Below are 26,142 nucleotides of genomic sequence, written 5' to 3'. Positions count from 1 at the left end.
TTACAGATTAGACTTGTTTATTTTCCAACCCCGCATCCTTGGTCAAAATATGCGAACTAAATGCTAGAAACTCATCCAGGTGTTTTGTAATGATCGCTACAGTAATCGGCAATTGAAGCGTCTGGTACTCGTGAACAGCAATGTTACGGAACCCGACCATGTTCTTCAGGTTGGTCAGCAACGCAGGATTGACCCAACCGCCCTGACATAACAACTCAAACACGTCACGAGCTCCTTGTGGAACACCCAGGCGCTCACGACGAATCAAATGCTGGCCCATGTCCAGCGCTGCCTCACAGGCACGCTGAATATTAAAAATCGCCGCATCCTGGCGCGTGAAATCGGTGGTGAAGCTGGTGGGATCCTTATCGTATTCCTGACGGGCGCGCGCAACGCAACGCTCAATACTGGCTGCTTTATTGATGAGAACATCATCGACCATAAACTTTCCCTTCCTTCTGGATATCCGCCAACAACTCAGCCCTTGCCGTGTCCAGCGCGGCTTTTTCGCTCAGGACGTAGCTCTCGAATAGACCCGCCTGGACGTTCCCGGACCAGAGCCGACGCCCAGTGGTCAATACTTGGTATTGCATTACCGTTGAGGCTGCGCGCAAATCAAGCAAGTCGACGGGAACTCCAACGATATCGGCCAACTCCCCAGAAAGCTGCCATAGCAATAAAGGCTCGACCACTCCCGCAGAAAGGACCGCAACATCCAGATCACTCTCACTACGTGCCTCACCCGTCACTTGGCTACCGAACACATACACAGCCAATAGCTCGGGAACTTCAGCCTGCAAATGCGCCAGTACTTTTTTAAAATTCATGACCGATGTCCGAAGCGCCAATTAACGAAGACCGTAGCAGAATTCATTATGCAGTTTCTGACTGAAAGCAAAAAACCCCCGACAACATTGAAGTTATCGGGGGTTTTTCATTTTTCAATAATGGCGGAGAGATAGGGATTCGAACCCTAGGTACCGGTGAAGGTACAACGGATTTCGAATCCGTCCCATTCGGCCACTCTGGCATCTCTCCAACGGCGCGCATCATAACAGCCTGTTTCCTGGAAGCAAAGCGCAAAAGCGATTTTTTTCCGTGCTATCAGATGCTTGCGTCGATTACAGCGGTACGCCGAGACGGTTGGCGACTTCTTCGTAGGCTTCGATAACGTCACCGAGGCCCTGGCGGAAGCGGTCTTTGTCCATCTTCTTGCGAGTGTCTTTGTCCCACAGGCGGCAGCCGTCCGGGCTGAATTCGTCGCCCAGGACGATGGAGCCGTCGTGGAACACGCCGAATTCCAGTTTGAAGTCCACCAGCAGCAGGCCGGCGTCGTCGAACAGTTTGCTCAGGACGTCGTTGACCTTCAGCGACAGCTCCTTCATGCGAGCCAGTTGCTCAGCGGTGCCCCAACCAAATGCCACCACGTGGGATTCGTTGATGAACGGGTCACCCTTGGCGTCGTCTTTCAGGAACAGTTCGAAGGTGTAAGGGTTGAGCTTGAGGCCCTCTTCCACGCCCAAACGCTTCACCAGGCTGCCGGCCGCGTAGTTACGCACGACGCACTCGACCGGGATCATGTCGAGTTTTTTCACCAGGCATTCGTTGTCGCCCAGCAGTTTGTCGAATTGGGTCGGAATGCCGGCCGCTTCGAGTTTCTGCATGATGAAGGCGTTGAACTTGTTGTTCACCATGCCTTTGCGGTCGAGCTGTTCGATGCGCTTGCCGTCGAACGCCGAGGTGTCGTTGCGAAACAGCAGGATCAAGCGGTTGGCGTCGTCGGTCTTGTAAACCGATTTGGCTTTGCCGCGGTAGAGTTCTTCACGTTTTTCCATGATGGGCTCCGCTTGCTAAGTAGGTGGGCTAGGCGATGTGTCGCCAGTCGAGCCCTGAATCTTGATCGGCCAGTTGCAGCCAGTCCGGGTCGCACCCAAGGGTGTCGACAAAACATTGCCGGGCCAGCTGCGGCAGGTTGTTCTTGCTGCTCAGGTGGGCCAGGACCAGGTGTTGCAGGTCTTGCCAGCCCAACTCATACACCAGGTACGCCGCCTGGTGGTTGTTCAAATGTCCAAACTGCCCGCCGACCCGCTGCTTGAGAAAGGCCGGGTAGTGGCCACGCGCAAGCAGGTCACGGCAGTGGTTGGACTCGATCATCAATGCGTCGAGGTCCCGGTAACCGTCCAGCACCTTGGCGCAGTACGAACCCAGGTCAGTGAGCAGGCCAAAACGCCGTTCACCGTCACTGAATACGTATTGCGTCGGTTCCTGGGCATCGTGGGCCACTTCAATCACATCGATGCTCAAGGCACCGATCTGCAATTGTTCGCCACCGGCCAGCAAACCTGCGGGCTCAATCGGTTTGCGCATCCCGCGCAAGGTGCCGCGACTCAGGTACACCGGAAGATTGTAGCGCCGAGACAGCAAACCCACGCCATGCACGTGGTCGGCATGTTCGTGGGTCACCAGAATCGCGCTCAGCTGCGCGGGGTGAACCCCCAGGCGCAGCAGGCGCCGCTCGGTTTCCCGCAGGGAGAAACCACAATCCACCAGGACGTACGTGTCGTCATGGGCTACAAGCGTGCCGTTCCCTTGGCTACCGCTGCCGAGAACGGCAAAACGCATCGGATCAGCCCAGGTTGTCCTGAATCACGCCCAACACTTTGCGTGCCACTTCTGCCGGCGCCACGGTGTTGATGTTTTTCTCGACGGTGACTTGCACGCTTTCGCCTACCTTGCTCAAACGAACCTGGTAACGCTCGGCGCGGGTCTCGATCTCTTCCTTGGTCGGCTTGCTGCCGAACAACTTGCTGAAGAAACCTGGCTCGTCGTCTTTCTTCTCGGCTTTTTCGGCCAGGTTGATGTAGTACAGGCCCAGGCTGCGGTTGATGTCTTCAACGCGCCATTCGCCGTGCTCCAGTGCGCGGCCGACACTCGACCAGGCGCGGTCCAGGTCTTCACCCAGGTTGAGCACCACGTTGCCGCTGCCGTCTTCGCTGAGGCTGACGCGGCTAGGTGTGTCAAAGCTACCGGCGGCGAGCAGGGAGACGGAGCCGCCCTTCTCGGAAATACGGCTCATGCTGGCGAGCATTTCGTCGACCAGGGCAGCGTCCACGCCGGTGTTGACCGAACGTGGCGTGAAGTCGACGTTGGCGGTGCTGCCGGCAGGACGCTCGGCGCTGACTACGTAGACTTCACTGGTGTTGCGTTGCACGCCTGGCTCGATACGCACGCGGATGCGGGCTTCGCTGTCATTGGCTACACCACCGGCCTGCAGGCGCTTGGCCATGGATGCCGACAGTTCGCTGGTGTGCTGCCACGCGGTGGTGAACTCACCGGTCTGCGGGCGTTGTTCGTCAATGCGGAAACCGTTGTCCTGGAAGAACTGGACCGCCACCGGCCAGACTTCGGCAGGTGGGCGCTGTGCCATGACCCAACGGGTATCGCCGCTCTTCTGCAGGCTGTAGTCGCTGGCGTCGGCCACGGCCGACAACGGCTGTGGACGCGGCACTTCGTATTCACCCTTGACGGTGTCGTCGGCCACGTTGCGCGGAATCGGCAGCAACGGGTCAAGGCGCTTGGCGACATTGACGTCCGACGGCAATTTCATCGGGGCGGTTTGTTGGGCTTCCAGGTAATCGCTACCGCGGTCGCGGAAGTAGCCTTCCGGGCCCCAGATCCAACCGCAGCCACTGGTGCTGGAGATAATCAAGGCAAGTGCGGAAAGTCCGGCCAATCGCTTCATGCGTAGTGCTTCCTCAATTAAACCAGGACGCCGGACTGGCGCAGGGCCTGTCGCAGCGGTTCGTGACAGGCTTCGCTGAGCCAGGTGAGCGGCAGACGGATACCGTCCGGCATCAGGCCCATCTCATGCAGCGCCCATTTCACGGGGATAGGGTTGGATTCGATAAACAGGGTTTTGTTGAGCGGTGCCAATTGTTCGTGGATCGCCCGGGCCTTGACCGCATCGCCGGCAATGGCTGCGGCACACAGCTCGCTCATGGCGCGCGGTGCGACGTTGGCAGTCACCGAGATGTTGCCTTTACCGCCCAGCAGGATCAGCTCGACCGCCGTGGCGTCGTCACCGGAATACACCAGGAAGTCGCTGCTGACGCCGGCCAGGATGTCCTTGGCGCGCTGCAGGTCACCGGTGGCTTCCTTGATACCGATGATGTTCGGTACGGTGGACAGGCGGATCACGGTCTCGGCCTTCATGTCGCAGGCGGTGCGACCGGGTACGTTGTAGAGGATCTGCGGGATATCGACCGCTTCGGCAACGGCGCGGAAGTGCAGGTACAGGCCTTCCTGGGTCGGCTTGTTGTAGTACGGCGTCACCAGCAGGCAGGCATCGGCGCCGGCTTTCTTGGCGTTGCTGGTCAATTCGATCGCTTCGCGGGTCGAATTGGCGCCCGTGCCGGCGATGACAGCAATGCGCCCTGCAACGCGCTTGACCACGAACTCGATCACTTCGATGTGTTCTTCCACATCCAGTGTGGCCGATTCACCTGTGGTGCCGACCGCCACGATGGCGTTGGTGCCCTCTTGCAGGTGGAAGTCCACCAGTTTGCCCAGGCTGTCCCAGTCGAGATTACCTTGTGCATCCATGGGTGTGACCAGTGCCACCATACTGCCCGCAATCATGCAACCGCTCCTGCCGGAAAAAGAGAGCGGTAATGGTACTGGCGCCAAGATGCTTGTACAAGCGAAGTACCGCCTGAGGATGCGTTCTGGATCAACTTAGTTCGCAGCGGCGCCATCATTCGGCCAAAGCGGGGTTTGATGAAGCTGATTACGTAATGAAAACGCCACCTCCTAGCCCTTGGCGATGGTTTTCGCTACCCTTCATCCTTTGATTGATACCGCTTGCATCGTATCGACCGCTCATCGCTTTAGGAAGGCTGCATGTCCACCCCCACAGTCCGCGAACAATTCCTTGTCATCAGTGCCCTCGGCGCCAACCCCATGGAGCTGACTAACGTCCTGTGCCGCGCCAGCCATGAAAACCGCTGCGCCGTCGTGACCTCCCGCCTGACCCGCCATGGCGAGTGCAGTGCGCTGGTCCTGCAGATTTCCGGGACCTGGGATGCCCTGGCCCGCCTTGAAACCGGTTTACCGGGTTTGGCGAAGAAGCATGACTTCACGGTCAACGTGGTGCGCAGCGCCGCCCTGGAAAACCGTCCGCAGGCCCTGCCCTACGTGGCCTATGTCAGTTCGGCCTACCGCTCGGACATCGTCAACGAGCTGTGCCAGTTCTTTATCGACCACAACGTCGAGCTGGAAAACCTGACCTGCGACACCTATCAGGCTCCGCAGACCGGCGGCACCATGCTCAACGCCACCTTTACCGTGACCTTGCCGGCCGGCGTGCAGATCAGTTGGCTGCGCGACCAGTTCCTGGATTTCGCCGATGCCCTGAACCTCGACGCACTGATCGAGCCTTGGCGCCCACAGAACCCTATGTAAGGAAGTCTTCATGTCCGTAGTGATCGACCAACCGGTAGCCGACTTCGAAGCCCAGGCCACCAGCGGGCAAACCTTCAGCCTCGCCGGGCTCAAGGGCAAGCAAGTGGTGATCTACTTCTACCCGAAAGACAGCACCCCGGGCTGCACCACTGAAGGCCAGGGCTTCCGTGACCAGCATGCTGCGTTCAAGGCGGCCAACACCGAGGTGTTTGGCGTGTCCCGGGACAGCGTGAAGTCCCACGAGAACTTCAAGGCCAAGCAGGAATTCCCCTTTGAGCTGATCAGCGACAAGGACGAAGCGGTTTGCCAGCTGTTTGATGTGATCAAGCTGAAGAAGCTGTATGGCAAGGAATACCTGGGTGTTGATCGCAGCACCTTCCTGATCGACAAGAATGGCGTACTGCGCCAGGAATGGCGCGGTGTGAAAGTGCCAGGCCATGTGGATGCAGTGCTCGAAGCGGCACAGGCGCTGAACCAGGCTTGATTCACCTGCTGGCTTTGAAATAGCTATCGCAGCCAAGCCAGCTCCCACCTGTGATCATTGTTCGACAGGACAACTCAGTCAATGTGGGAGCCGGGCTTGCCCGCGATGAGGCCTGCACCGGCACCACAAATATCAGAGTAACGGCGCCACCACCGGCTCCTGCCGAGGCCAGGCATCCAGCACCGCCTTGAACAGCGTCGCCAGGGGAATCGCAAAGAACACCCCCCAGAAGCCCCACAACCCGCCAAACAACAACACCGCACAGATGATCGCCACCGGATGCAGGTTCACCGCCTCGGAGAACAGCAGCGGCACCAGCACGTTGCCGTCCAGCACCTGGATGATGCCGTACACCGCCATCAGGTAGATGAACTGATCACTCCAGCCCCACTGGAACAGCGCGATCAACATCACCGGCACCGTCACCACCACCGCGCCAACGTATGGCACCACCACTGAAACACCCACCAGCAGCGCCAACAGGGCAGCGTAGTTAAGCCCCAGCGCGACAAAACCGATGTAAGTGACGCCACCGCAGATAAAAATCTCGATAACCTTGCCGCGGATGTAGTTGGCAATCTGCCGGTTCATTTCCTCGGCGACCCGGGTAATCAGCGCACGCTCACGGGGCAGATAGCCACGCACCCAGCGACCGATCATCTCGCGGTCCTTGAGGAAGAAAAACACCAGGATCGGCACCAGTACCAGGTAGATCATGATGTTGACCAGCAGCGGCAAGCTCGAAAGGGAAAAGGTCAGCGCCCATTGTCCGAACTTTCCGATTTCGCCGCGAGCCACCTCAATGGCCTGCAGGACCTGCTCGTCCGACACCAGGTGCGGATAGCGCTCAGGCAACAGCAGCAGCAATGACTGCCACTTGGCGAGCATGCCCGGTAGCTCGTTGAACAAGGTGATCAACTGGTGCCACAGCAAAGGCACCACGATCACGATAAATACCAGCAACAGCCCCATGAACAAGGCAAACACTAGACCCACCGCTGCCCCACCCGGCAAGCGCAGACGCTCCAGGATGGAGACCAGGCCTTGCATCAGGTACGCCAGCACCATCCCCGCCAGTACCGGCGCCAGCATGCCGCCCAAAGTGAGCACGGCCGTAAAGGCAAGAAACAGCAGGACGGCCAGCACCACGGCTTCTTCGTCGGAGAAGTAGCGCTGAATCCAGTCACGTAACACTTTGAACATCAATAAACCTCAGGCGATAAGGACAGCATATTCAAGCGATTCAGGCCTTGCGCAACCAGTAACGATAGACGCCCGCTTCGTCTTCTTCATGCAGCAGGGTGTGGCCGGCCAGCTTGGCAAACGTACGAAAGTCCCGCTGGGAGCCAGCGTCCGTGGCGATCACCTTGAGCACCGCGCCGCTGGCCAGCCGATTGAGCTCCAGCTTGGCCTTGAGCAACGGCAGCGGGCAGTTAAGGCCACTGGCATCCAGTTCGGCATCGAAGGCTACAGCGTCGGTCATGGTCTAACTCCGGGTGGGCGTCGAGGGCGCTTAGAATATCTGGTCCGAAGCTCAGTGTCCGGCTACAGTAAGCTCTTTGTCGAAAGGCTTTGTGCATGACTTTTTTGCGCCCTACCCTGCTGACGCTGGCTTGCCTGCTTGCCTCTCCAGGCTTCGCCGACGACCTGCCGTCACTTGGCGACGCCAGTTCTGCCATTGTCTCGCCAAAACAGGAATACGATCTGGGTCGGGCATGGCTGGCCTACCTGCGTGGCCAGGTCTCGCAACTCAACGACCCGCAGCTCAAGGATTACGTCGAATCCAGCGTTTATAAGCTGGTGGAAACCAGCCAGGTCAATGACCGGCGCCTGGAATTCATTCTGATCAACAGCCCGCAGTTGAACGCCTTTGCCGCACCGGGCGGTATCGTCGGGGTCAACGGAGGCCTGTTCCTCAACGCCCAGACCGAAGGCGAATATGCCTCGGTACTGGCCCACGAATTGGCTCACTTGTCCCAACGTCACTTCGCACGAGGCGTGGAAGCACAGCAGCGCATGCAGATCCCGATGATGGCTGCGCTGCTCGGCGGCATCATCGCTGCCGCCGCTGGCGCAGGCGATGCGGGCATTGCCGCGATCGCCGGCAGCCAGGCCGCCGCGATCCAGGAGCAACGGCGCTTTTCCCGGCAAAACGAGCAAGAGGCTGACCGCATCGGCATTCTCAACCTGGAGAAAGCCGGCTACGACCCACGGTCCATGCCAACCATGTTCGAGCGCTTGATGCGCCAGTACCGTTTCGATGCCAAGCCGCCTGAATTCCTGCTGACTCACCCGGTAACCGAATCGCGGATCGCCGACACCCGCAACCGTGCGGAGCAAGCCAAGCTGGGTGGCATTGAGGACAGCCTGCGCTATCAACTGATCCGTGCTCGAGTGCAACTGTATTACGAAGACACCCCGGGGCTGGCCGCCAAACGTTTCCAGGCCCAGCTGGATGAAAATCCGAAGAACGATATCGCGCGTTATGGCCTCGCCATCGCTCAGATCAAGGGTGCCCAGTTCAACCTGGCCCGGGAAAACCTCAAGCCGCTGCTGGCCAAGGCGCCCAACGACATCACCTACAACCTGGCGCAGATCGAGCTGGACATGACCAACAATCGCCTGCCGGATGCCCAGCAGCGTACGGACCGAATGTTGACGCAATATCCAGGCAACTATCCGCTGAACCAGGTTCGTGTGGATCTGCTGCTCAAGCAGAACCGCAACGCTGACGCGGAAAAAGCCCTGGAAGGATTGTTGAAGTCTCGCCCAGACGATCCGGACGTCTGGTACCAGGTTGCGGAAACCCGTGGCTTGTCGGGCAATATCATCGGCCTGCACCAGGCCCGCGCCGAGTACTTCGCGCTGGTGGGAGATTTCAAGCAGGCCATCCAGCAATTGGATTTCGCCAAGCGTCGCGCCGGCAGCAACTTCCCGCTTTCGTCACGTATCGACGCACGCCAGCGTGAACTGATCGACCAGGAACGCATGGTCAAAGACATGATGGGCTAAACCTTTCAGCCACAAAAAAGCCCCGCTCTCGAACATCGAGAGCGGGGCTTTTTATTGGACTAGCGGATTACTCGGCCAGTTTGAAGGTAATGAAGCTGGCACGCCCCTGACGCAGGACGCGCATCGACACCGAACGGTTCTTCGGCAGCGCCTTGGCGATGTCGGTGAACTCTTTGGTGGAGTTGATAGCCTGGTTGTTCAGGTGGGTGATGACATCACCTGGTTGCAGGCCGATCAGGGAGGCAGGACCGTCCTGGACTTCCTTGATCACTACACCGCTCTTGAGGTCGAAGCTCTTTTTCTGTTCGTCGGTCAACTCGACTACAGCAATGCCCAGGCGATTGCTGCTGCGCTCGGCACCTGGCTTGCTGTTGCCCAGCGCATCCAGCGCCGCGCCTTCTTCCGGGATAGCACCGACGGTCAGTTCGACGTTCTGGCGCTTGCCGTCACGAATCACTTCCAGCTTGGCCTTGCTGCCGGCCTTGAGCGCGCCCACCAGGTGTGGCAAGTCCGCAGACATGACGATCGGCTGGCCGTTCATGCTCAGGATCACGTCACCGACTTGCAGGCCACCTTTGGCAGCAGGGCCATCGTCCTGGATCTGCGCGACCAGGGCACCGGCCGGCTTGTCGAGACCGAAGGATTCAGCCAGGTCCTTGTTCACTTCCTGGATCACCACGCCCAGCCAGCCGCGGCTGACTTTGCCACCGGTTTTCAGCTGGTTGGATACGTCCATGGCCACATCGATCGGAATCGCGAACGAAACGCCCATGAAACCACCGGAGCGGGTGTAGATCTGCGAGTTGATGCCAACGACTTCACCCGCCAGGTTGAACAACGGACCGCCGGAGTTGCCCGGGTTGATCGGCACGTCGGTCTGGATGAACGGCACGTAGTTTTCGTTCGGCAGGCTGCGACCGATGGCGCTGACGATACCCTGGGTCACAGTATGGTCAAAACCAAACGGCGAACCGATGGCGACGACCCATTGGCCGGCTTTCAGGTCCTGGGATTTGCCCAGTTTCAGCACCGGCAGGTCCTTGCCTTCGATTTTCAGCAGGGCAACGTCGGAACGTGGGTCGGTGCCCACCAGCTTGGCTTTCAGCTCACTGCGGTCCGCCAGGCGCACCAGGATCTCGTCGGCGTCGGCAATCACGTGGTTGTTGGTGAGGATGTAGCCGTCAGGCGAGATGATGAAGCCCGAGCCCAGGGACTGGGCCTCACGCTGGCCGCCACCACCGCCACGCGGCGTGCGCGGCTGGGGCATGCCGCGTTCGAAGAACTCCCGCAGCATCGGCGGCAGGCCTTCCAGGTCGGGCATCTGCTGGTTGGAGACCTTACGATCCGGCAGCTTCTGCGTAGTACTGATGTTCACCACGGCAGGCGACGCCTGCTCCACCAGTTGGGTGAAGTCAGGCAGCTCGGCCGCTTGCGCGGTAACCGCCTGACCCAGCACCAGCACCGTGGCGACTATGGATAGGTAAGACTTCAAACGTGGTATCGACATACAGCTCCCGTTACGACGAGCAGGGTTGAGCGACAGGGTTCAATAAACGCCGAAAACTGCGACCGACATTTTTGTTCCGCGAACAAAACAAGGCCAGGGCCGTTAAGCCCTGACCTATAAAAAACATAGGGGATATTAGCAAGTGAAAAAAATGATCCAGACATTTCATGCTCTCGGCAGAGGCAGGCATCAACTATCTCCTGCGCAACATTGAAATATCAGGATGAACATAGGATTAACAACTCAAGGCTTGGCGGGCACGGTGCCACTGCGTAGTGACAGCGCAATTCGCTCGGCGGTGCCAATCGGGATCTCGCCGACGACGGTCACCATCACCTCGCCTTCCAGGGTATTCAACCGCCGTGAAACGGCGACTGTCGGGCCCAACTGGGTGCGGGTCTCGTTTACGGTCGCACCGTTAAGCGGCTCCAGGAATACCGAAAAACGCGCCAGACCATCGTCATACATCAGACTGCTGACGGTTACCTTGGTGTGGGAGTCTTTATGGGCACTGCTGTTGACCAGCTGAAAGCCTGGTGGCAACCAGTCGAGGCGCCAATCCTGAGGGATCTCGACCTCCGGGGCCTTGGCGTTGGTCACCGCCACCGGCGTGCATTCGCCACTGGGCTGCAAATCACGATCGTCAGGCACCGATGTATTGAGCTGGGTGAACTGGAAACGCTCCAGCAACTGGCCCTGGTCGTTAAGCAACAATGACTTCAATGGCAGCGCAGTTTCACGATCCAGATGCAGCTCAAAACCATAACGGTATTGATCGCGGGGGGTCACGGAGACGATCACCGCATTCCGACCGGCCACGCGCGATTTGCCGATGACGGCAAGATCGTAGAACGCTTTGAGTTTTTGCGGATCAAGGGTACGCGCAGAGGTATTGGGGGAGCCCCCAAGCCCGGCAACCAGCGTGCCGCTCACGCATTGGGTACGGCCATCGACGCGCAGGACTTCCTGGGCAGAACCATCGAGCTGCAAAAGCCGCTCACGGACCTGACCATTCTGGACACGATGCCAGATGTCATGGGTAGAAAAACTACCGTTACGCTCGTAGATGAAGGTGCCCTGAAAGCTTTGCTGCTGCTCCGCCCGCCCAAGACGCGTCAGCCAGTCTTGGGCTTCATCGGCATGGGCGGGGACTGCAAACCAGCCACTGAGCAAAAGCGCAAGGAGCGGTATGGCGCGCATAAAGCTCCTTGGCGGACTAGCGGTTTTCCAGGCTTGCAGCGCGAGCGTAAGGCAGAGCGCTTTCAGTGCCTTTCAAGGCCGATTCCTGTGCGTGTTGGCGCAGGTAGCCTGGAAGACGCTGATCCTGCCAGCCGGATTGCCCTTGAAGTACACCGTTGGCCATAGGCCCGGTGGTATCGGAGCTTTCCTTGTAGCCGGCCAGTACGGCTGGACCCTTGACCTGCGGGCCGGCCATGACCGGTTGCTGGGTCTGCTGGGCCAGTTCGGCACCGGCGATTTCGTCCTGGTTGTACAGGCGAACACCTGCCAATACAGCGACGGTCACCGAAGCAGCGACTGCCAGACGGCCCAGGCTACGCCAAGGACCGCGAGCAGCTTTTGCCGGAACGGCTTCATCAGCCAGTGCAGCAGAAACGGCCGCAGCAATATCCAGACGAGGGATTAGAAGATCCTTGTGCATCACCGCCCGAGCGACTTGGTAACGAGACCAGGTATCACGGGTTTCGGCATCATCAAATGCATTAAGCACTCGACGAAGTTCCAGTTCATCCGCTTCGTTATCCATCACTGCGGACAGCGATTCCTGCAGGGCATCACGACTCATGGCGGTTCCTCTCTTGGCTGTCGCCGCTGTCTCAGTTTTCCTGCAACAACGGCTGCAGGGCTTTATCGATGGCTTCCCGAGCCCGGAAGATCCGGGAGCGTACGGTACCCACCGGACATTGCATGACGCTCGCAATGTCTTCGTAACTCAGACCATCGAATTCACGTAAAGTTAACGCCGTACGCAAATCTTCTGGCAGTTGTTGAATAGTGCGATGGACGGTTCCTTCGATCTCGTCGCGCAGCAATGCACGCTCCGGCGACTCGAGATCCTTGAGGCCGTGATCACCATCATAAAATTCAGCATCTTCCGAACTAACATCACTATCCGGCGGGCGGCGACCGCGAGAAACCAGATAGTTCTTCGCCGTGTTAATGGCGATGCGATACAGCCACGTGTAAAACGCACTGTCACCGCGGAAATTACCGAGTGCACGGTACGCCTTGATAAAGGCTTCCTGTGCAACGTCCTGCGCTTCATGGGTGTCGTGCACAAACCGCACGATCAACCCGAGAATTTTGTGCTGGTATTTCAGCACTAGCAGATCAAATGCCCGCTTGTCGCCGCGTTGAACGCGCTCGACCAGCTGCTGATCCTCTTCCTGGGTTAGCATGAACACTCCTCGTTGTACTTGAAGGAGGCTTGCATAACTAATCGATCAGGCTTGCAAACATAGACTCGGACTTTTCGCAAAAGTTCTCCCCCTCCAAGCAAGTTTCCGGCGCGCACTGATTTGGCACACACGAAAAACGCAGCGCGGGCAATGCCGGCTGCGCGAATAATCTGTCGCCAGTTTCCTGACGCGCCTGACACAGACGCGGCTCAGCAAATCCAGCGTGTTCCCAGCTTTCGGGCATCCTGCTATTGAGTCGGGGCCTATGCAAAAAGTTCCCATCCCAATCGCTGTCCGTTTCATGAAAGCCGTGCAGTTCGTTGCCCGTAGTCTCACAATGCCACGAATGCCCGGCTATTGTGCCGCTCCCCCCCTCTATATACTAGTGGGCCGTGTCACCCTTTGATTCGCCGATCCAGGCGTCCTGTTTGCGCCCCCTACGGATCGCTTTTTGCGGAATCCTTCAAATGAGCCAACAGTTTCAACACGATGTCCTGGTGATTGGCAGCGGCGCCGCGGGCTTGAGCCTTGCACTGACCCTGCCGGGCCACCTGCGCATAGCCGTACTGAGCAAGGGCGACCTCGCCAATGGCTCGACGTTCTGGGCCCAGGGCGGTGTCGCCGCGGTGCTCGATGACACCGACACCGTGCAATCCCACGTCGAAGACACCCTGAATGCCGGCGGCGGCCTGTGCAATGAAGAAGCGGTGCGCTTCACCGTCGAGCATAGCCGCGAAGCCATCCAGTGGCTGATCGACCAGGGCGTGCCCTTCACCCGCGACGAACATTCCGGCACCGACGACGGCGGCTTCGAGTTCCACCTGACCCGCGAAGGCGGCCACAGCCATCGGCGGATCATCCATGCCGCCGACGCCACCGGCGCCGCGATCTTCAAGACCCTGCTCGCCCAGGCCCGGCAACGCCCCAACATCGAACTGCTGGAACAGCGGGTCGCCGTCGACCTGATCACCGAAAAGCGCCTTGGCCTGCCGGGCGAGCGCTGCCTCGGCGCCTACGTGCTCAACCGGGCCAGCGGCGAAGTCGACACCTACGGCGCGCGCTTCACCATTCTCGCCTCGGGCGGCGCAGCGAAGGTCTACCTCTATACCAGCAACCCCGACGGCGCCTGCGGTGACGGCATTGCCATGGCCTGGCGTTCGGGCTGCCGGGTGGCGAACCTGGAATTCAACCAGTTCCACCCCACTTGCCTGTATCACCCGCAGGCCAAGAGCTTCCTGATCACCGAAGCCCTGCGCGGCGAAGGCGCACACCTGAAGCTGCCCAACGGCGAACGTTTCATGCAGCGCTTCGACCCACGAGCAGAACTGGCCCCGCGGGACATCGTCGCCCGGGCCATCGACCATGAAATGAAGCGCCTGGGCATCGACTGCGTCTACCTGGACATCAGCCACAAGCCCGAAGCCTTCATCAAGACCCATTTCCCGACGGTCTACGAGCGCTGCCTGGCGTTCAATATCGACATCACCAAGGGCCCGATCCCGGTCGTCCCGGCGGCGCACTACACCTGCGGCGGCGTAATGGTCGACCAGAACGGCCGCACCGACGTGCCCGGCCTGTACGCCATTGGCGAAACCAGCTTCACCGGCCTGCACGGCGCCAACCGCATGGCCAGCAATTCGTTGCTGGAGTGTTTCGTGTACGCCCGCTCCGCCGCCGCCGACATCCTTGAACAGCTGCCGCGCATCCCGGTGCCGGCCGCCCTGCCCCGCTGGGACGCCAGCCAGGTGACCGATTCGGACGAAGACGTGATCATCGCCCACAACTGGGACGAGTTGCGGCGCTTCATGTGGGACTACGTGGGCATCGTGCGCACCAACAAGCGCCTGGCGCGGGCGCAGCACCGGGTTCGACTGTTGCTGGATGAGATCGACGAGTTCTACAGCAACTATAAAGTCAGCCGCGACCTGATTGAGCTGCGCAACCTGGCCCAGGTGGCGGAACTGATGATCCGCTCGGCCATGGAGCGCAAGGAAAGCCGGGGATTGCATTACACCCTCGACTACCCGCAAATGCTGCCCGAAGCGCGCGACACTATTCTGGTGCCAACCACCTACGGCGGCTGAACTTCAAGCGCACCCGCAGGCGCCGATGCACATCGGTAGCCTGCGAATCCCGTGGCACGCAGATCGAACGCACCCGCCAGTCACCCTGCACCCGAAAGCGCAGCACCACGATCAACGGCAACGCCAGGCTGTCGGGACGCAGTTGCACGCTGTGCCAGCCACGCGCGGCGCTCCACAACTGCCAGCCATCCTCGTCGCGACGCAGGCCACGGATCGACGAACGGTGAGTCAGCAGGATATGACGCGGCAATACCCAACCGGCATGGGCCAGGCACAACAAGGCGCCAAAGGCTCCGAACCACGGGGACACATCGAGAAACCACAGCGCACCCAGTGCGAACGCCTGGGCGAAAAGATAAGCCGCCAGCAACTGCCCGGAGGCGTGCCAGCGGCATTCGAACGTATTACTTGGGCTGGACACGATCCAGAATCATTCGAACCATGCGCTGCAGCTCCGGGTCTTCCGATTCGGCGCGTTCCATGAACCAGCCGAACATGTCCTGATCCTCGCATTCCAGCAGCTTGCGGTAGCAGTCGCGGTCGACGTCGTTGAGGTGCGGATAGACCTCCCTGACGAACGGTACCAGCAACACGTCCAGTTCAAGCATGCCGCGGCGGCTGTGCCAGTAGAGGCGATTGAGTTCTACATCTTCGACCATGGAGCGCTCCTCAAATAGAGCGCAAGTATACAGGCCGAAGCTGCCTGGAACAGTCGGCTTTGGTCGGCCATACGGAAACTATCCATTTGCCGGGCGCCCCTCTATGATGCACTCATGACTTTTTAACCTGCGATGACCCATGGCTGACTCTGCTTTTTTCTGCCCCCTGTCCCACGAAGGCGTTCTCGCCGTCCGCGGTGCCGACGCTGCCAAGTTCCTCCAGGGACAACTGACCTGCAACCTTAACTACCTGAGTGACACCCAGGCCAGCCTGGGCGCGCGCTGCACCCAGAAAGGGCGCATGCAGTCGAGCTTCCGCATCCTGCTGCAAGGCGATGGCGTGCTGCTGGCCATGGCCACCGAACTGCTGGAGCCACAACTGGCGGACCTGAAAAAGTACGCCGTGTTCTCCAAATCCAAACTCACCGACGAAAGCGCTGCCTGGGCGCGTTTCGGTGTGTCGGATGCCGATCAGGTACTGGCCGGCCTCGGCCTCCAACTACCCGCCGAGACCGACAGCGTGGTGCGCAGCGACGACCTGATCGCCATCCGCGTATCGCCGGGCCGTGCCGAACTCTGGGCCCCCGCCGCCCAAGCTCAAACCCTGCACGGCCAACTCGCCGCACAATTGAACGAAGGTGAACTGAACCAATGGCTGCTGGGCCAGATCCGTGCCGGTATCGGCCAGGTCATGCCCCAGACCCGCGAACTGTTCATCCCGCAGATGCTCAACCTGCAAGCCGTCGGCGGCGTCAGCTTCAAGAAAGGCTGCTACACCGGCCAGGAAATCGTCGCGCGCATGCAGTATTTGGGCAAACTCAAGCGTCGCCTGTATCGCCTGAGCCTGAATGCCGGCGAGCTGCCTGAGCCCGGCACCCCACTGTTTTCCCCGAATCACAACAGCGCCATCGGCGAGGTGGTGATTGCCGCCCGTGCCGATCAGGCGATTGAACTTCTAGCGGTGCTGCAAGCCGAAGCAGCAGAGAGTGGCGATGTGCATGTGGGCACGCTGGAAGGCCCGGGCCTTCAACTGCTCGACCTGCCCTACCAGCTGGACCGTGATCGCGAGATCCAGCGCTGATCGTCGTACCTTTTTGCTACACCCTAGAGATCTTGAATGAACAAGCTGGCGGAAAAAGTCCAACAGGCGTTGGTTGTGGCCATCGATAACGATGACCTGGTTCTGCCAACGCTGCCGGAAGTGGCCCTGAACATTCGCCAGGCCGCCGAAGACCCGGACATCAGCATCAGCCACCTGAGCAAAGTGATCGGCCGTGACACTGCCTTGTCGGCACGGCTGATCAAAGTGGTCAACAGCCCGCTGTTGCGCGCGACCCAGGAAGTCACCGACCTGCACACCGCCATCACCCGCCTGGGCACCAACTACAGCAGCAACCTGGCGATCGGCCTGGTGATGGAACAGATCTTCCACGCCCGTTCCGAAGTGGTCGAACAGAAGATGCGCGACGTCTGGCGGCGCAGCCTGGAAGTGGCCGGCGTGAGCTATGCGTTGTGCCGCAACCACAGCCAGTTGAAGCCTGACCAGGCGGCGCTGGGTGGGCTGGTGCACCAGATTGGCGTGCTACCGATCCTGACCTTCGCCGAAGATCACTATGAACTGCTGTCCGATCCGGTCAGCCTCGATCACGTGATTGAAAGCATCCACCCGTTGCTGGGGGACAAGCTGCTGCGGCGCTGGGACTTCCCGGAAATGCTGGTGAACCTGCCGGCGCAGTACATGAACCTTGAGCGCGACTCCGAGCGCCTGGACTATATCGACCTGGTGCAGGTCGCCGTGTTGTATTGCCACCGCGACACTGACCACCCGCTGGCCAGCGTACCGATATCGACGGTACCTGCGATCAAGAAACTGCGACTCGACCCCTACAGCGACACCTTGCGCGCCGAGCTGGATGAAGCACGGTCAATGTTCTACTGATTACCCCGCGATAAAACTGACCCGCACTTTCAACCCCGCCAACTCTCCGTCATGCAAGCTGATCTGCGCCAGGTGTGCCCGGCAGATCTCGCCAACAATCGCCAACCCCAAGCCCGCCCCCAAGCCCTGCTGGCTGCGCCGATAGAAGCGCTCGAACACTCGGTCCCGCTCATCCAGCGGGATGCCCGGGCCGTCATCTTCCACCTCAAGTACCGCCGGCGCCGTGACCCGCAGGATCACGTTGCCGCCCGGGGGCGTGTGGGCCAGGGCGTTGTCCACCAGGTTGCTCAACAACTCGTTCAACAAGGTGGGCTCGCCCCGCAGCCACACCGGTTCATCCGCCTCCAGCGCCAGGGCCACGCCACGCGCATGGGCCAGCGGCGCCATGGCCATGCCCAGCTCGCGAGCCAACTGGCTCAGGTCCAGCAACTGCGCCCCGCCTTCGGCAATCGCCCGGGCGCCGTTTTCGATGCGCGCCAGCGAGAGCAATTGATTGGCCAGGTGAGTCAGGCGATCAGTGCCCTGGGCTGCGGTTTCCAGGGTGGTGCGCCAGGTAGCCGGGTCTTCGGCACGCAGGCCAAGCTCCAAGCGTGCCTTGAGCGCTGCCAACGGAGTGCGCAGCTCATGGGCGGCATCGGCAATAAACTGTGCCTGGCGCTCGAACTGCCCGCGCAGGCGTTCGGTGAAATGGTTGAGCGCATGTACCAGCGGGCCCAATTCATGCTGCACCTCCACCAGCGGCAATGGCCGCAGGTCATCGGGCTGACGCTCTTCCACGGCCGTGCGCAAGCGCTCCAACGGCCGCAGCGCCGCACTCACGGCAAAGAACACCAACAACAATGCACCGATGGCCAGCATCCCCAGGCGCAGCAAGGTATCGGCCATCAGGCTGCGCGCCATCGCCACCCGCGCTTCGTCGGTTTCGGCCACGCGGATTTCCGCCATGCCGTTCATGTTCGGTTCGGAGACTGCCTTGAGCAGGCTGACCACTCTCACGTTCTGGCCCTGATACCTGGCGTTATAAAAGCGCGCCAGCGCCGGATAGTCATCGGTGCGTGGAGTGCCCGGCGGCGGGCCCGGCAGGTTTTCGTAGCCGGAAATCAGCTTCTGGTGAATATCGTTGACCTGGTAGTAGATTCGCCCGGCGCTGTCGTAGGCGAACGTATCCAGGGCGACGTAGGGCACATCGGCACTCAAGGTGCCGTCGCGGTGGGACAGGCCGGCCGCAATGGTCCGCGCCGAGGCCAACAGCGTGCGGTCGTAAGCCGTGTCCGCCGCCTCGCGCCCATTCCAGTAAGCGCTCAAGCCGCTGGCAATCATCAACACCACCAGCAACAGCGCCAGGTTCCACAGCAGGCGCCAGCGCAGGCTGCTGGGCTTATGCATCGCGGGCTTCCAGCAGGTACCCCAGGCCACGGAAGGTGACGATGGCCACAGGCTGGCCATCGAGTTTCTTGCGCAGGCGGTGCACGTAGATTTCGATGGCATCGGGGCTGGCCTCTTCATCCAGGCCAAACACCTGGGAGGCCAGTTGCTCCTTGCTCATGACCCGGCCTGGGCGCGCGATCAGCGCCTCAAGCACCGCCTGCTCGCGGGAGGTCAGGGTCAGCAGTTCACCACCCAGGGTGAAGCGCCGCGTATCCAGGTCGTAAATCAGCACGCCACACGCCTGTTGCCGCTCACCGCCCAGCACGCTACGGCGCAGCAGCGCCTTGACCCGGGCTTCCAGCTCCGTCAGTTCGAACGGCTTGGCCAGGTAGTCATCCGCGCCCAGGTTGAGGCCATGCACGCGGTCCTTCACATCACTGCGTGCGGTCAACATCAACACCGGCAGATTTTTCCCACGGGCCCGCAGGCGCGCCAATACTTCGAAACCGTCCATGCGCGGCAGGCCCACATCGAGAATCGCCACCGCGTATTCCTCGCTGCTCAAGGCCAGGTCCGCCGCCACTCCATCGTGCAACACGTCGACGGTCAAACCCGTGCTCTTGAGCGCCTGGGCGACACTTTCGGCTAGCTGCAGATGGTCTTCGACCAGAAGGACACGCATGGGTTTTTACCTCGTTCGGGGGTGGTCGGCGCCACGCTTTGCCGGGGAGTTTACAGGCGCGGCCTGCGCTGTGAAGCCCGAAAACATTGAAAGGCGACTGAAAGGTTAGTGAAAGCTTCGCCCTTTAGCATCCAGCCACGGTGGGTTTCGCCTGCCGAGCTATTTCACCCATAGCGCCCGAAAAACGCCTCGAAGCGTTTTCGCCAAAATAAGAACAATAACGGAGTACACCCACGATGCTGCGCACACAGCCGCCTGCTCGTTCTTCTCGTATCACCCAGACCGCCCTTGCCAGTGCCGCCGCCCTCGCCGGCTTTTCGCCCGCAGGCCAGGCCGCCTTTTTCGAGGACAGCACCGCCACCCTCGAAACCCGCAACATGTACTTCAACCGCGACTTTCGCGACGGCACCAGCGCACAACAATCCAAGCGCGACGAGTGGGCCCAGGGCTTCATGCTCAACCTGCAGTCGGGCTACACCGACGGAACCGTCGGCTTCGGCGTGGATGCGCTGGGCATGCTCGGGGTCAAGCTCGACTCCAGCCCCGACCGCACCGGCACCGGGCTGTTGCCGACCCACGACGACGGCCGCGCCGCCAACGAATATTCCAAACTCGGCCTGACCGGCAAAGTGAAGATCTCCGCCACCGAGCTGAAGATCGGCGCGCTGATCCCCGAATTGCCGATCCTCAAGCCCAACGACGGGCGCATCCTGCCGCAGACGTTTGAAGGCGGCCTGCTCAGTTCCAGGGAATTCAAGAACCTGGTGTTCACCGGCGGCCGCCTGAACAAGGCCAAGGACCGCGACGACACCAACTACGAAGACATCGGCCTCAACAACAAGAACAGCCGCTTCCTCAGCGGCGCCACCGGCAAGCATTTCGACTTCGGCGGCGTGGACTACAAGTTCGCCGACAAGATCACCGGCAGCTACCACTTCGCCCAACTCGACGACGTGTACCGCCAGCATTTCCTCGGCCTCGTGGCCTCGCGCCCGATGGGCCCCGGCACCTTCGGCGCCGACCTGCGCCTGGCCGTCAGTGACGACACCGGTGCGGCGCGCGGCGGCAAGATCGACAACACCTCCCTCAACGGCCTCTTCAGCTATGCCCTCAATGGCCATAAGCTCAGCGCCGGTTACCAGCACATGTCCGGCGACAGCGCCTTTCCCTACGTGGACGGTAGCGATCCTTACCTTGTCAACTTCGTGCAGATCAACGACTTTGCCGGCGCCGAAGAACGCTCCTGGCAGGCCCGCTACGACTACGACTTCGCCAAGCTGGGGATTCCCGGCCTGAGTTTCATGAGCCGTTACCTGTCGGGTGACAACATCAAGCTCAAGAACGGCGAGACCGGCAAGGAGTGGGAACGCAACAGTGAGATCCGCTACGTGGTGCAAAGCGGCACGTTCAAGGACGTGGCCGTGCGTCTGCGCAATGCCACCTACCGTTCCAACTATTCGGCCCGTGATGCGGATGAAGTGCGCCTGCTGGTGAGCTACAGCGTCGCACTCTGGTAACAGCAACCTCATAACAACAATGATGGAGATGAACATGACCCTTTCACTGCGTAAATTTGCCCTGACGGCCAGCTGCATGCTGTTCGCCAGCCAACTGCTGGCCGCCGAGCCCAAGCGCCCGGAGTGCATCGCCCCGGCGTCCCCTGGCGGTGGTTTCGACCTGACCTGCAAACTGGCGCAGAGCGCGCTGGTCAACGAGAAACTGTTGAGCAAGCCGATGCGCGTGACCTACATGCCCGGCGGCGTGGGCGCGGTGGCCTACAACGCCGTCGTGGCGCAGCGTCCGGCCGACGCCGGCACGCTGGTGGCGTGGTCCAGCGGCTCGCTGTTGAACCTGGCCCAGGGCAAATTTGGCCGCTTCGATGAAAGCGCCGTGCGCTGGCTCGCGGCCGTCGGCACCAGCTACGGTGCCATCGCGGTGAAAAACGATTCGCCCTACAAAAACCTCGACGATCTGGTCAAGGCCCTGAAGAAAGATCCGGGCAGCGTGGTCATCGGTTCCGGCGGCACCGTCGGCAGCCAGGACTGGATGCAAACCGCCCTGATCGCCAAGGCCGCCGGCATCAACCCGCGTGACCTGCGCTACGTGGCACTGGAAGGCGGCGGCGAGATCGCCACCGCCCTGCTAGGCGGCCATATCCAGGTAGGCAGTACCGACATCTCCGACTCCATGCCGCACATCCTCAGTGGTGACATGCGCCTGCTGGCGGTGTTCTCCGACGAACGCCTGGACGAGCCGGAAATGAAGAACATCCCGACCGCCAAGGAACAAGGCTACGACATCGTCTGGCCGGTGGTGCGTGGCTTCTACCTCGGGCCAAAAGTCAGCGACGAAGACTATGCCTGGTGGAAAGACGCCTTCGACAAACTGCTGGCTTCCGAAGAGTTCGCCAAGCTGCGTGACCAGCGCGAGCTGTTCCCGTTCGCCATGACCGGCCCGGAGCTGGACACCTACGTGAAGAAACAGGTGGCTGACTACAAAGTGCTGGCCAAAGAGTTCGGCCTGATCCAGTAATCGCCCCTCTGTGGGAGCGGGCTTGCTCGCGAAAAACTTCAACGATGACGCGTGCTGCCTGTATAAACGCGACGTCCTGGCGTTCTTCGTGAGCAAGCTCGCGCCTACAAGAGTCTCCAAGGAGTTTCCCATGCTCTTACAACGCATTTTCGCCTCAGTGATGTTGCTGGTCTGTGCCGGCCTCGCACTGATGGCCTGGCCATATCAGGCGTCGTTTTCCTACGAGCCGGTAGGGCCTCGGGCCTACCCGCTGCTGATGCTCGGGCTGATGGGCCTGGGCCTGATCTACATGCTGTTTCGTCCACAGCCCACCAAGCACACAGAAGAAGAGCCCGCGCTGGACCGCCAGACCCTGATCAAGATCGGCATCTGCGTCGGGTTGCTGCTGGTGTTTGCCGGCACCTTCGAACCCTTGGGTTTCATCCTCAGCAGCATGCTGATCGGCATTCCGATGGCGCGCCTGTATGGCGGCCGCTGGATGCCCAGCGTGGTGATCGTGACCTTGATGAGCATCGGTCTTTACCTGCTGTTCGACAAGGCCATGGATGTACCGCTGCCGCTCGGCCTGCTTGAAGTTCTGGAGAACTGATATGGATACGTTCAGCTATTTGGGCCAGGGCTTCGGCGTTGCACTGACCCCTTACAACCTGATCACCGCACTGTGCGGCACCTTGATCGGCACCGTGGTCGGCCTGTTGCCGGGCCTTGGGCCGATCAACGGCGTAGCGCTGTTGATCCCCATCGCATTTGCCCTGGGGCTGCCGCCTGAGTCGGCATTGATCCTGTTGGCGGCCGTGTACCTGGGCTGCGAATACGGCGGGCGCATCAGCTCGATCCTGTTGAACATCCCGGGTGAAGCTTCCACCGTGATGACCACCCTCGACGGCTACCCGATGGCTCGCAAAGGCCTGGCGGGCGTGGCGTTGTCGCTGTCGGCGTGGAGTTCGTTCATCGGTGCGTTTATCGCCACCTGCGGCATGGTGCTGTTCGCCCCGCTGCTGGCCAAATGGGCGATTGCCTTCGGCCCGGCGGAATATTTCGTACTGATGGTGTTTGCCATCGTCTGCCTGGGCGGCATGGCCGGTGACAAGCCGCTGAAGACCTTTGTCGCGGCATTGATCGGCCTGTTTCTGTCAGCAGTGGGTATCGATGCCAACAGCGGCGTATACCGCTTCACCGGCGATAACATCCACCTGACCGACGGCATCCAGTTCGTGGTGCTTGTATTGGGCCTGTTCTCCATCAGCGAGATCCTGTTGCTGCTGGAAAAAACCCACCGTGGCCAGGAAGCCGTGAAAGCCACCGGACGCATGATGTTCAACCTGAAGGAAGCTTGCGCGGTATTCGTCGTGAATATTCGCTGCGGCCTGCTGGGTTTCATCATGGGTGTATTGCCGGGCGCGGGTGCCACACTGGCCTCGGCCGTGGCCTACATGACCGAAAAACGCCTGGCCGGTGCCAGCGGTAAATTCGGCCAGGGCGACATGCGCGGCCTGGCGGCTCCGGAAACCGCGATCGGCGCTTCCGCCTGCGGCGCCCTGGTGCCGATGCTGACCCTCGGCGTACCCGGCTCGGGCACCACGGCGGTGATGATCGGCGCCCTGTCGCTGTACAACATCACCCCCGGCCCGCTGCTGTTCCAACAGCAACCGGACATCGTCTGGGGCCTGATCGCCTCGTTGTTTATCGCCAACATCATGCTGGTGATCCTCAACATCCCGATGATCCGCATCTTCACCCGCATCCTTGCCGTGCCGAACTGGGCACTGGTGCCGGTGATCGCCATCATCACTGCGATCGGTGTGTACGCGGTTCACGCCACCACCTTCGACCTGTTCCTGATGGTCGGCATCGGCATCTTCGGCTACATCCTGCGCAAGCTGGATTTCCCGCTCTCGCCGGTGCTGCTGGGCTTTATCCTCGGCGGGTTGATGGAGCAGAACCTGCGTCGTGCGCTGTCGATTTCCAACGGCGAATTGCAGATCCTCTGGTCGAGCCCGATCACCTTCGGCGTGTGGGTACTGACGGCCTTGATGCTGTTGTTCCCGCTCCTGCGCATCTGGCGCAAGCGTTCCCTGCAGCGTCGTGCCGTGGCCGATGTCTGAGGCCACGTTCAGAAACTGGTGGGCAACACCGCTGGTCGGTCTGCTGGGCGGGTATCTCGCCAGCCAGATCGGCTGGCCACTGCCGTACATGGTCGGCTCGTTGCTGGCGATCATCCTGGTGCGCTGCCTGACACCCTGGCAGCTCGCAGAAATTCCCGGCGGCCGCAAATGCGGCCAATGGGTGGTGGGCATCGGCATCGGCCTGCACTTCACCCCGGTGGTGATCGAGCAGGTGATGAGCCACTTCGGCCTGATCTTCTTCGGCGCGCTGGTCACCAGCCTCTCCAGCATCGTGGGTGTGTGGTTGATGCGCCGCAGCGGTGAAGACCGTGCCACAGCGTTTTTCTCGAGCATGCCGGGTGGGTCGGGGGAGATGGTCAACCTCGGCGCACGCAACGGCGCAGTACTCAGCCGCGTCGCGGCGGGCCAGAGTTTGCGGGTATTGGTGGTGGTGCTCTGTGTGCCGGCGGCGTTCAAGTATTTGCTGGGGGAAGGTGCCCCGCAGTTTCATCCGGCGACGGTGGATTGGACCTGGCTGGCGCTGCTGTTTCCCGTCGGCGCACTGGTGGCCTGGGGCTGGCAGCGCTTGCGTCAGCCAAACCCCTGGCTGTTCGGGCCGCTGCTGGTCAGTGCCGCCGCCAGCATTACCTGGGACTTGCACATCGGGCTGCCCGACGGCGGCAGCCAGATCGGCCAGTGGCTGATCGGCAGTGGCCTGGGCTGCCACTTCAACCGGCAGTTCTTCCGGCGCGCGCCGTTGTTCATGGGACGTACGTTGATCGGTACGGCGTTGACTATGTTGATTGCGACGCTGGCGGCTGTGGGCTTGAGTGCACTCACACATCTGGACCTGCGTTCGCTGACACTGGGCATGATGCCAGGCGGAATTGCGGAAATGAGCCTGACGGCGGAAACCCTGCAATTGTCGGTGCCGTTGGTGACGGCGATGCAGGTGATGCGTTTGTTGTTTGTGCTGTTTCTGGCGGAGCCGTTGTTTCGGCACTGGAACCGGCAGCCAGACAAAATCTGAAGCCCAAGAGACGTTCAATTGTAGGAGCTGTCGAGCTTTAGCGAGACAGCTCCTACATTGGAGCTATGTCAAACCGGCGGCAATCGCCACTCGATCGGCGTCTCGCCATTCTGCTCAAGAAACTTGTTGGTGCGGCTGAAATGCCCGCAGCCAATAAACCCTCTATAGGCCGACAACGGCGACGGATGCACCGACGTCAGCACCAGGTGCTTGGTAGCGTCGATCAGCTTCTGCTTGCCCTGCGCATGGGCGCCCCACAGCAAGAACACCAAGTGCGGCTGATGCTCGCTCACCACTTCAATAATCCGATCGGTAAAGAACTGCCAGCCCTTGCCCGCATGGGCGTTGGCATTCGCGCGCTCCACGGTCATGGTGGTGTTGATCATCAGCACGCCCTGGTCGGCCCAGCTTTGCAGGTAGCCGTGGTTGGGAATGTCGATGTTCAGGTCACGCTTGAGTTCTTTGTAGATATTGACCAGCGACGGCGGTGCCGGCACGCCCGGTTGCACCGAGAAGCACAAGCCGTGGGCCTGGCCCGGGCCGTGATACGGGTCCTGGCCGAGGATCACCACCTTGACCTTGTCCAGGGGCGTTGAGTTGAGTGCGTTGAAGATCATCGGGCCGGGTGGATAGATCTCCTTGCCTGCCGCGTGCTCCTGGCGCAGGAATTCCCGCAACTGGGCCATGTACGGCTGGTCGAACTCGTCACGCAGGGCGTGTTTCCAGCTGGGTTCGAGTTTGATACGGTCGTCGGTGGTCATGGTTACGCTGTCTAGTCAAAAGAATGAGGCGAACCCTAGGAAAGCCGACCTTGCTTGTCAATTGATCTGACGCAGATACCGCACTTTCCTGCGAAGCGATCA

General features: G+C 60.6%; 28 protein-coding genes and 1 tRNA gene. 11 read left to right on the top strand and 18 right to left on the bottom strand.

The window, feature by feature from the left end:
* Window positions 1–7 precede the first annotated feature (7 nt).
* The 7 genes from HX821_RS13230 to dapA form a co-directional block, all read right to left on the bottom strand.
* Window positions 8–442 (bottom strand): DUF86 domain-containing protein, encoded by a 435-nt coding sequence (locus HX821_RS13230; RefSeq protein WP_177035876.1) that lies wholly within the window; start codon window positions 440–442, stop codon window positions 8–10.
* A complete protein-coding gene (locus HX821_RS13225) occupies window positions 432–827 on the bottom strand; it encodes a nucleotidyltransferase domain-containing protein (protein WP_177035875.1) in 396 nt (131 codons plus the stop codon). The genes HX821_RS13230 and HX821_RS13225 overlap by 11 nt, the downstream gene beginning before the upstream one ends.
* A 121-nt stretch (window positions 828–948) precedes the next feature.
* Window positions 949–1,038: transfer RNA gene (locus HX821_RS13220), tRNA-Ser, on the bottom strand.
* An 83-nt stretch (window positions 1,039–1,121) separates the two neighbouring features.
* On the bottom strand, window positions 1,122–1,835 hold the full coding sequence (gene purC / locus HX821_RS13215) for a phosphoribosylaminoimidazolesuccinocarboxamide synthase (protein ID WP_003211975.1): 714 nt from the start codon (window positions 1,833–1,835) through the stop codon (window positions 1,122–1,124).
* Window positions 1,836–1,863: 28 nt separating this feature from the next.
* The gene (locus HX821_RS13210; protein ID WP_003211977.1) at window positions 1,864–2,622 is read right to left on the bottom strand and encodes an MBL fold metallo-hydrolase; all 759 of its coding nucleotides are present in this window, start codon (window positions 2,620–2,622) and stop codon (window positions 1,864–1,866) included.
* Window positions 2,623–2,626: 4 nt separating this feature from the next.
* Window positions 2,627–3,742, bottom strand: coding sequence for an outer membrane protein assembly factor BamC (gene bamC / locus HX821_RS13205; protein WP_102604223.1), 1,116 nt, complete (start codon window positions 3,740–3,742; stop codon window positions 2,627–2,629).
* A gap of 17 nt (window positions 3,743–3,759) precedes the next feature.
* Window positions 3,760–4,638: a 4-hydroxy-tetrahydrodipicolinate synthase gene (gene dapA / locus HX821_RS13200; protein ID WP_003211981.1), complete on the bottom strand. Its 879-nt coding sequence runs from the start codon at window positions 4,636–4,638 to the stop codon at window positions 3,760–3,762.
* A gap of 261 nt (window positions 4,639–4,899) precedes the next feature.
* Between dapA and HX821_RS13195 the strand changes: the two genes are divergently transcribed.
* Complete coding sequence (locus tag HX821_RS13195; protein ID WP_003172487.1) at window positions 4,900–5,460, top strand: glycine cleavage system protein R; 561 nt, start codon at window positions 4,900–4,902, stop codon at window positions 5,458–5,460.
* Between the two features lie 10 nt (window positions 5,461–5,470).
* Window positions 5,471–5,944 carry a peroxiredoxin gene (locus HX821_RS13190; RefSeq protein ID WP_003211984.1) on the top strand — a complete coding sequence of 158 codons (474 nt, stop codon included), beginning with the start codon at window positions 5,471–5,473 and terminating at the stop codon, window positions 5,942–5,944.
* A gap of 132 nt (window positions 5,945–6,076) precedes the next feature.
* Here HX821_RS13190 and HX821_RS13185 read toward each other — a convergent pair whose 3' ends face one another.
* Together HX821_RS13185 and HX821_RS13180 are read right to left on the bottom strand one after the other, a co-directional pair.
* Window positions 6,077–7,147 carry an AI-2E family transporter gene (locus HX821_RS13185; RefSeq protein WP_003211986.1) on the bottom strand — a complete coding sequence of 357 codons (1,071 nt, stop codon included), beginning with the start codon at window positions 7,145–7,147 and terminating at the stop codon, window positions 6,077–6,079.
* 40 nt (window positions 7,148–7,187) lie between these two features.
* Entirely contained in the window at window positions 7,188–7,427 is a 240-nt protein-coding gene (locus HX821_RS13180; protein WP_003211989.1) for a sulfurtransferase TusA family protein, read from the bottom strand.
* A gap of 95 nt (window positions 7,428–7,522) precedes the next feature.
* Here HX821_RS13180 and HX821_RS13175 point away from each other — a divergent pair, with 95 nt between their 5' ends.
* Window positions 7,523–8,956: a M48 family metalloprotease gene (locus HX821_RS13175; RefSeq protein WP_003211991.1), complete on the top strand. Its 1,434-nt coding sequence runs from the start codon at window positions 7,523–7,525 to the stop codon at window positions 8,954–8,956.
* 67 nt (window positions 8,957–9,023) lie between these two features.
* Here HX821_RS13175 and HX821_RS13170 read toward each other — a convergent pair whose 3' ends face one another.
* From HX821_RS13170 to rpoE, 4 genes are all read right to left on the bottom strand, one after another.
* Window positions 9,024–10,463, bottom strand: coding sequence for a DegQ family serine endoprotease (locus HX821_RS13170; protein WP_003211993.1), 1,440 nt, complete (start codon window positions 10,461–10,463; stop codon window positions 9,024–9,026).
* A gap of 243 nt (window positions 10,464–10,706) precedes the next feature.
* Window positions 10,707–11,663, bottom strand: a complete 957-nt coding sequence (locus tag HX821_RS13165) for a MucB/RseB C-terminal domain-containing protein (protein ID WP_003211995.1) — start codon at window positions 11,661–11,663, stop codon at window positions 10,707–10,709.
* Window positions 11,664–11,679: 16 nt separating this feature from the next.
* The gene (locus HX821_RS13160) at window positions 11,680–12,267 is read right to left on the bottom strand and encodes a sigma-E factor negative regulatory protein (protein WP_003172479.1); all 588 of its coding nucleotides are present in this window, start codon (window positions 12,265–12,267) and stop codon (window positions 11,680–11,682) included.
* A 31-nt stretch (window positions 12,268–12,298) separates the two neighbouring features.
* The gene (gene rpoE, locus HX821_RS13155; protein ID WP_003172477.1) at window positions 12,299–12,880 is read right to left on the bottom strand and encodes an RNA polymerase sigma factor RpoE; all 582 of its coding nucleotides are present in this window, start codon (window positions 12,878–12,880) and stop codon (window positions 12,299–12,301) included.
* A gap of 467 nt (window positions 12,881–13,347) precedes the next feature.
* Between rpoE and nadB the strand changes: the two genes are divergently transcribed.
* Complete coding sequence (nadB, locus tag HX821_RS13150; RefSeq protein WP_003211997.1) at window positions 13,348–14,964, top strand: L-aspartate oxidase; 1,617 nt, start codon at window positions 13,348–13,350, stop codon at window positions 14,962–14,964.
* Here the strand turns inward: nadB and HX821_RS13145 are convergent.
* Complete coding sequence (locus HX821_RS13145; RefSeq protein WP_008437845.1) at window positions 14,933–15,385, bottom strand: protein YgfX; 453 nt, start codon at window positions 15,383–15,385, stop codon at window positions 14,933–14,935. The genes nadB and HX821_RS13145 overlap by 32 nt on opposite strands.
* Entirely contained in the window at window positions 15,369–15,623 is a 255-nt protein-coding gene (locus HX821_RS13140; RefSeq protein WP_003212000.1) for a succinate dehydrogenase assembly factor 2, read from the bottom strand. The genes HX821_RS13145 and HX821_RS13140 overlap by 17 nt, the downstream gene beginning before the upstream one ends.
* Before the next feature lie 139 nt (window positions 15,624–15,762).
* On the opposite strand from HX821_RS13140, the gene HX821_RS13135 reads away from it, so the two are divergent.
* On the top strand, window positions 15,763–16,704 hold the full coding sequence (locus HX821_RS13135) for a folate-binding protein YgfZ (RefSeq protein WP_177035874.1): 942 nt from the start codon (window positions 15,763–15,765) through the stop codon (window positions 16,702–16,704).
* Between the two features lie 36 nt (window positions 16,705–16,740).
* Window positions 16,741–17,562 (top strand): HDOD domain-containing protein, encoded by an 822-nt coding sequence (locus HX821_RS13130; protein WP_177035873.1) that lies wholly within the window; start codon window positions 16,741–16,743, stop codon window positions 17,560–17,562.
* On the opposite strand, the gene HX821_RS13125 is transcribed toward HX821_RS13130, so the two are convergent.
* Window positions 17,563–18,948 (bottom strand): sensor histidine kinase, encoded by a 1,386-nt coding sequence (locus tag HX821_RS13125; protein ID WP_003212006.1) that lies wholly within the window; start codon window positions 18,946–18,948, stop codon window positions 17,563–17,565. It lies immediately after the preceding gene.
* Window positions 18,941–19,612, bottom strand: coding sequence for a response regulator (locus tag HX821_RS13120; protein ID WP_003212008.1), 672 nt, complete (start codon window positions 19,610–19,612; stop codon window positions 18,941–18,943). Before HX821_RS13120 ends, HX821_RS13125 begins: the two co-directional genes overlap by 8 nt.
* 236 nt (window positions 19,613–19,848) lie before the next feature.
* Between HX821_RS13120 and HX821_RS13115 the strand changes: the two genes are divergently transcribed.
* From HX821_RS13115 to HX821_RS13095, 5 genes are all read left to right on the top strand, one after another.
* Window positions 19,849–21,129 (top strand): OprD family porin, encoded by a 1,281-nt coding sequence (locus tag HX821_RS13115; protein ID WP_008437839.1) that lies wholly within the window; start codon window positions 19,849–19,851, stop codon window positions 21,127–21,129.
* A gap of 28 nt (window positions 21,130–21,157) precedes the next feature.
* A complete protein-coding gene (locus tag HX821_RS13110) occupies window positions 21,158–22,144 on the top strand; it encodes a tripartite tricarboxylate transporter substrate binding protein (RefSeq protein WP_166742143.1) in 987 nt (328 codons plus the stop codon).
* Between the two features lie 130 nt (window positions 22,145–22,274).
* Window positions 22,275–22,733, top strand: coding sequence for a tripartite tricarboxylate transporter TctB family protein (locus HX821_RS13105; RefSeq protein ID WP_008437838.1), 459 nt, complete (start codon window positions 22,275–22,277; stop codon window positions 22,731–22,733).
* Between the two features lies 1 nt (window position 22,734).
* Window positions 22,735–24,249, top strand: a complete 1,515-nt coding sequence (locus HX821_RS13100) for a tripartite tricarboxylate transporter permease (protein ID WP_087692609.1) — start codon at window positions 22,735–22,737, stop codon at window positions 24,247–24,249.
* A complete protein-coding gene (locus tag HX821_RS13095) occupies window positions 24,242–25,279 on the top strand; it encodes an AbrB family transcriptional regulator (protein WP_003212018.1) in 1,038 nt (345 codons plus the stop codon). Before HX821_RS13100 ends, HX821_RS13095 begins: the two co-directional genes overlap by 8 nt.
* Before the next feature lie 68 nt (window positions 25,280–25,347).
* On the opposite strand, the gene ung is transcribed toward HX821_RS13095, so the two are convergent.
* A complete protein-coding gene (gene ung, locus HX821_RS13090; protein WP_003212020.1) occupies window positions 25,348–26,040 on the bottom strand; it encodes a uracil-DNA glycosylase in 693 nt (230 codons plus the stop codon).
* Between the last annotated feature and the right edge of the window lie 102 nt (window positions 26,041–26,142).

The organism is Pseudomonas sp. B6001 (assembly GCF_013386015.1).
Lineage (GTDB): Bacteria > Pseudomonadota > Gammaproteobacteria > Pseudomonadales > Pseudomonadaceae > Aquipseudomonas.
Note: the sequence above shows the minus strand (reverse complement) of the source record. Positions and strands in the feature narration are given on the sequence as shown.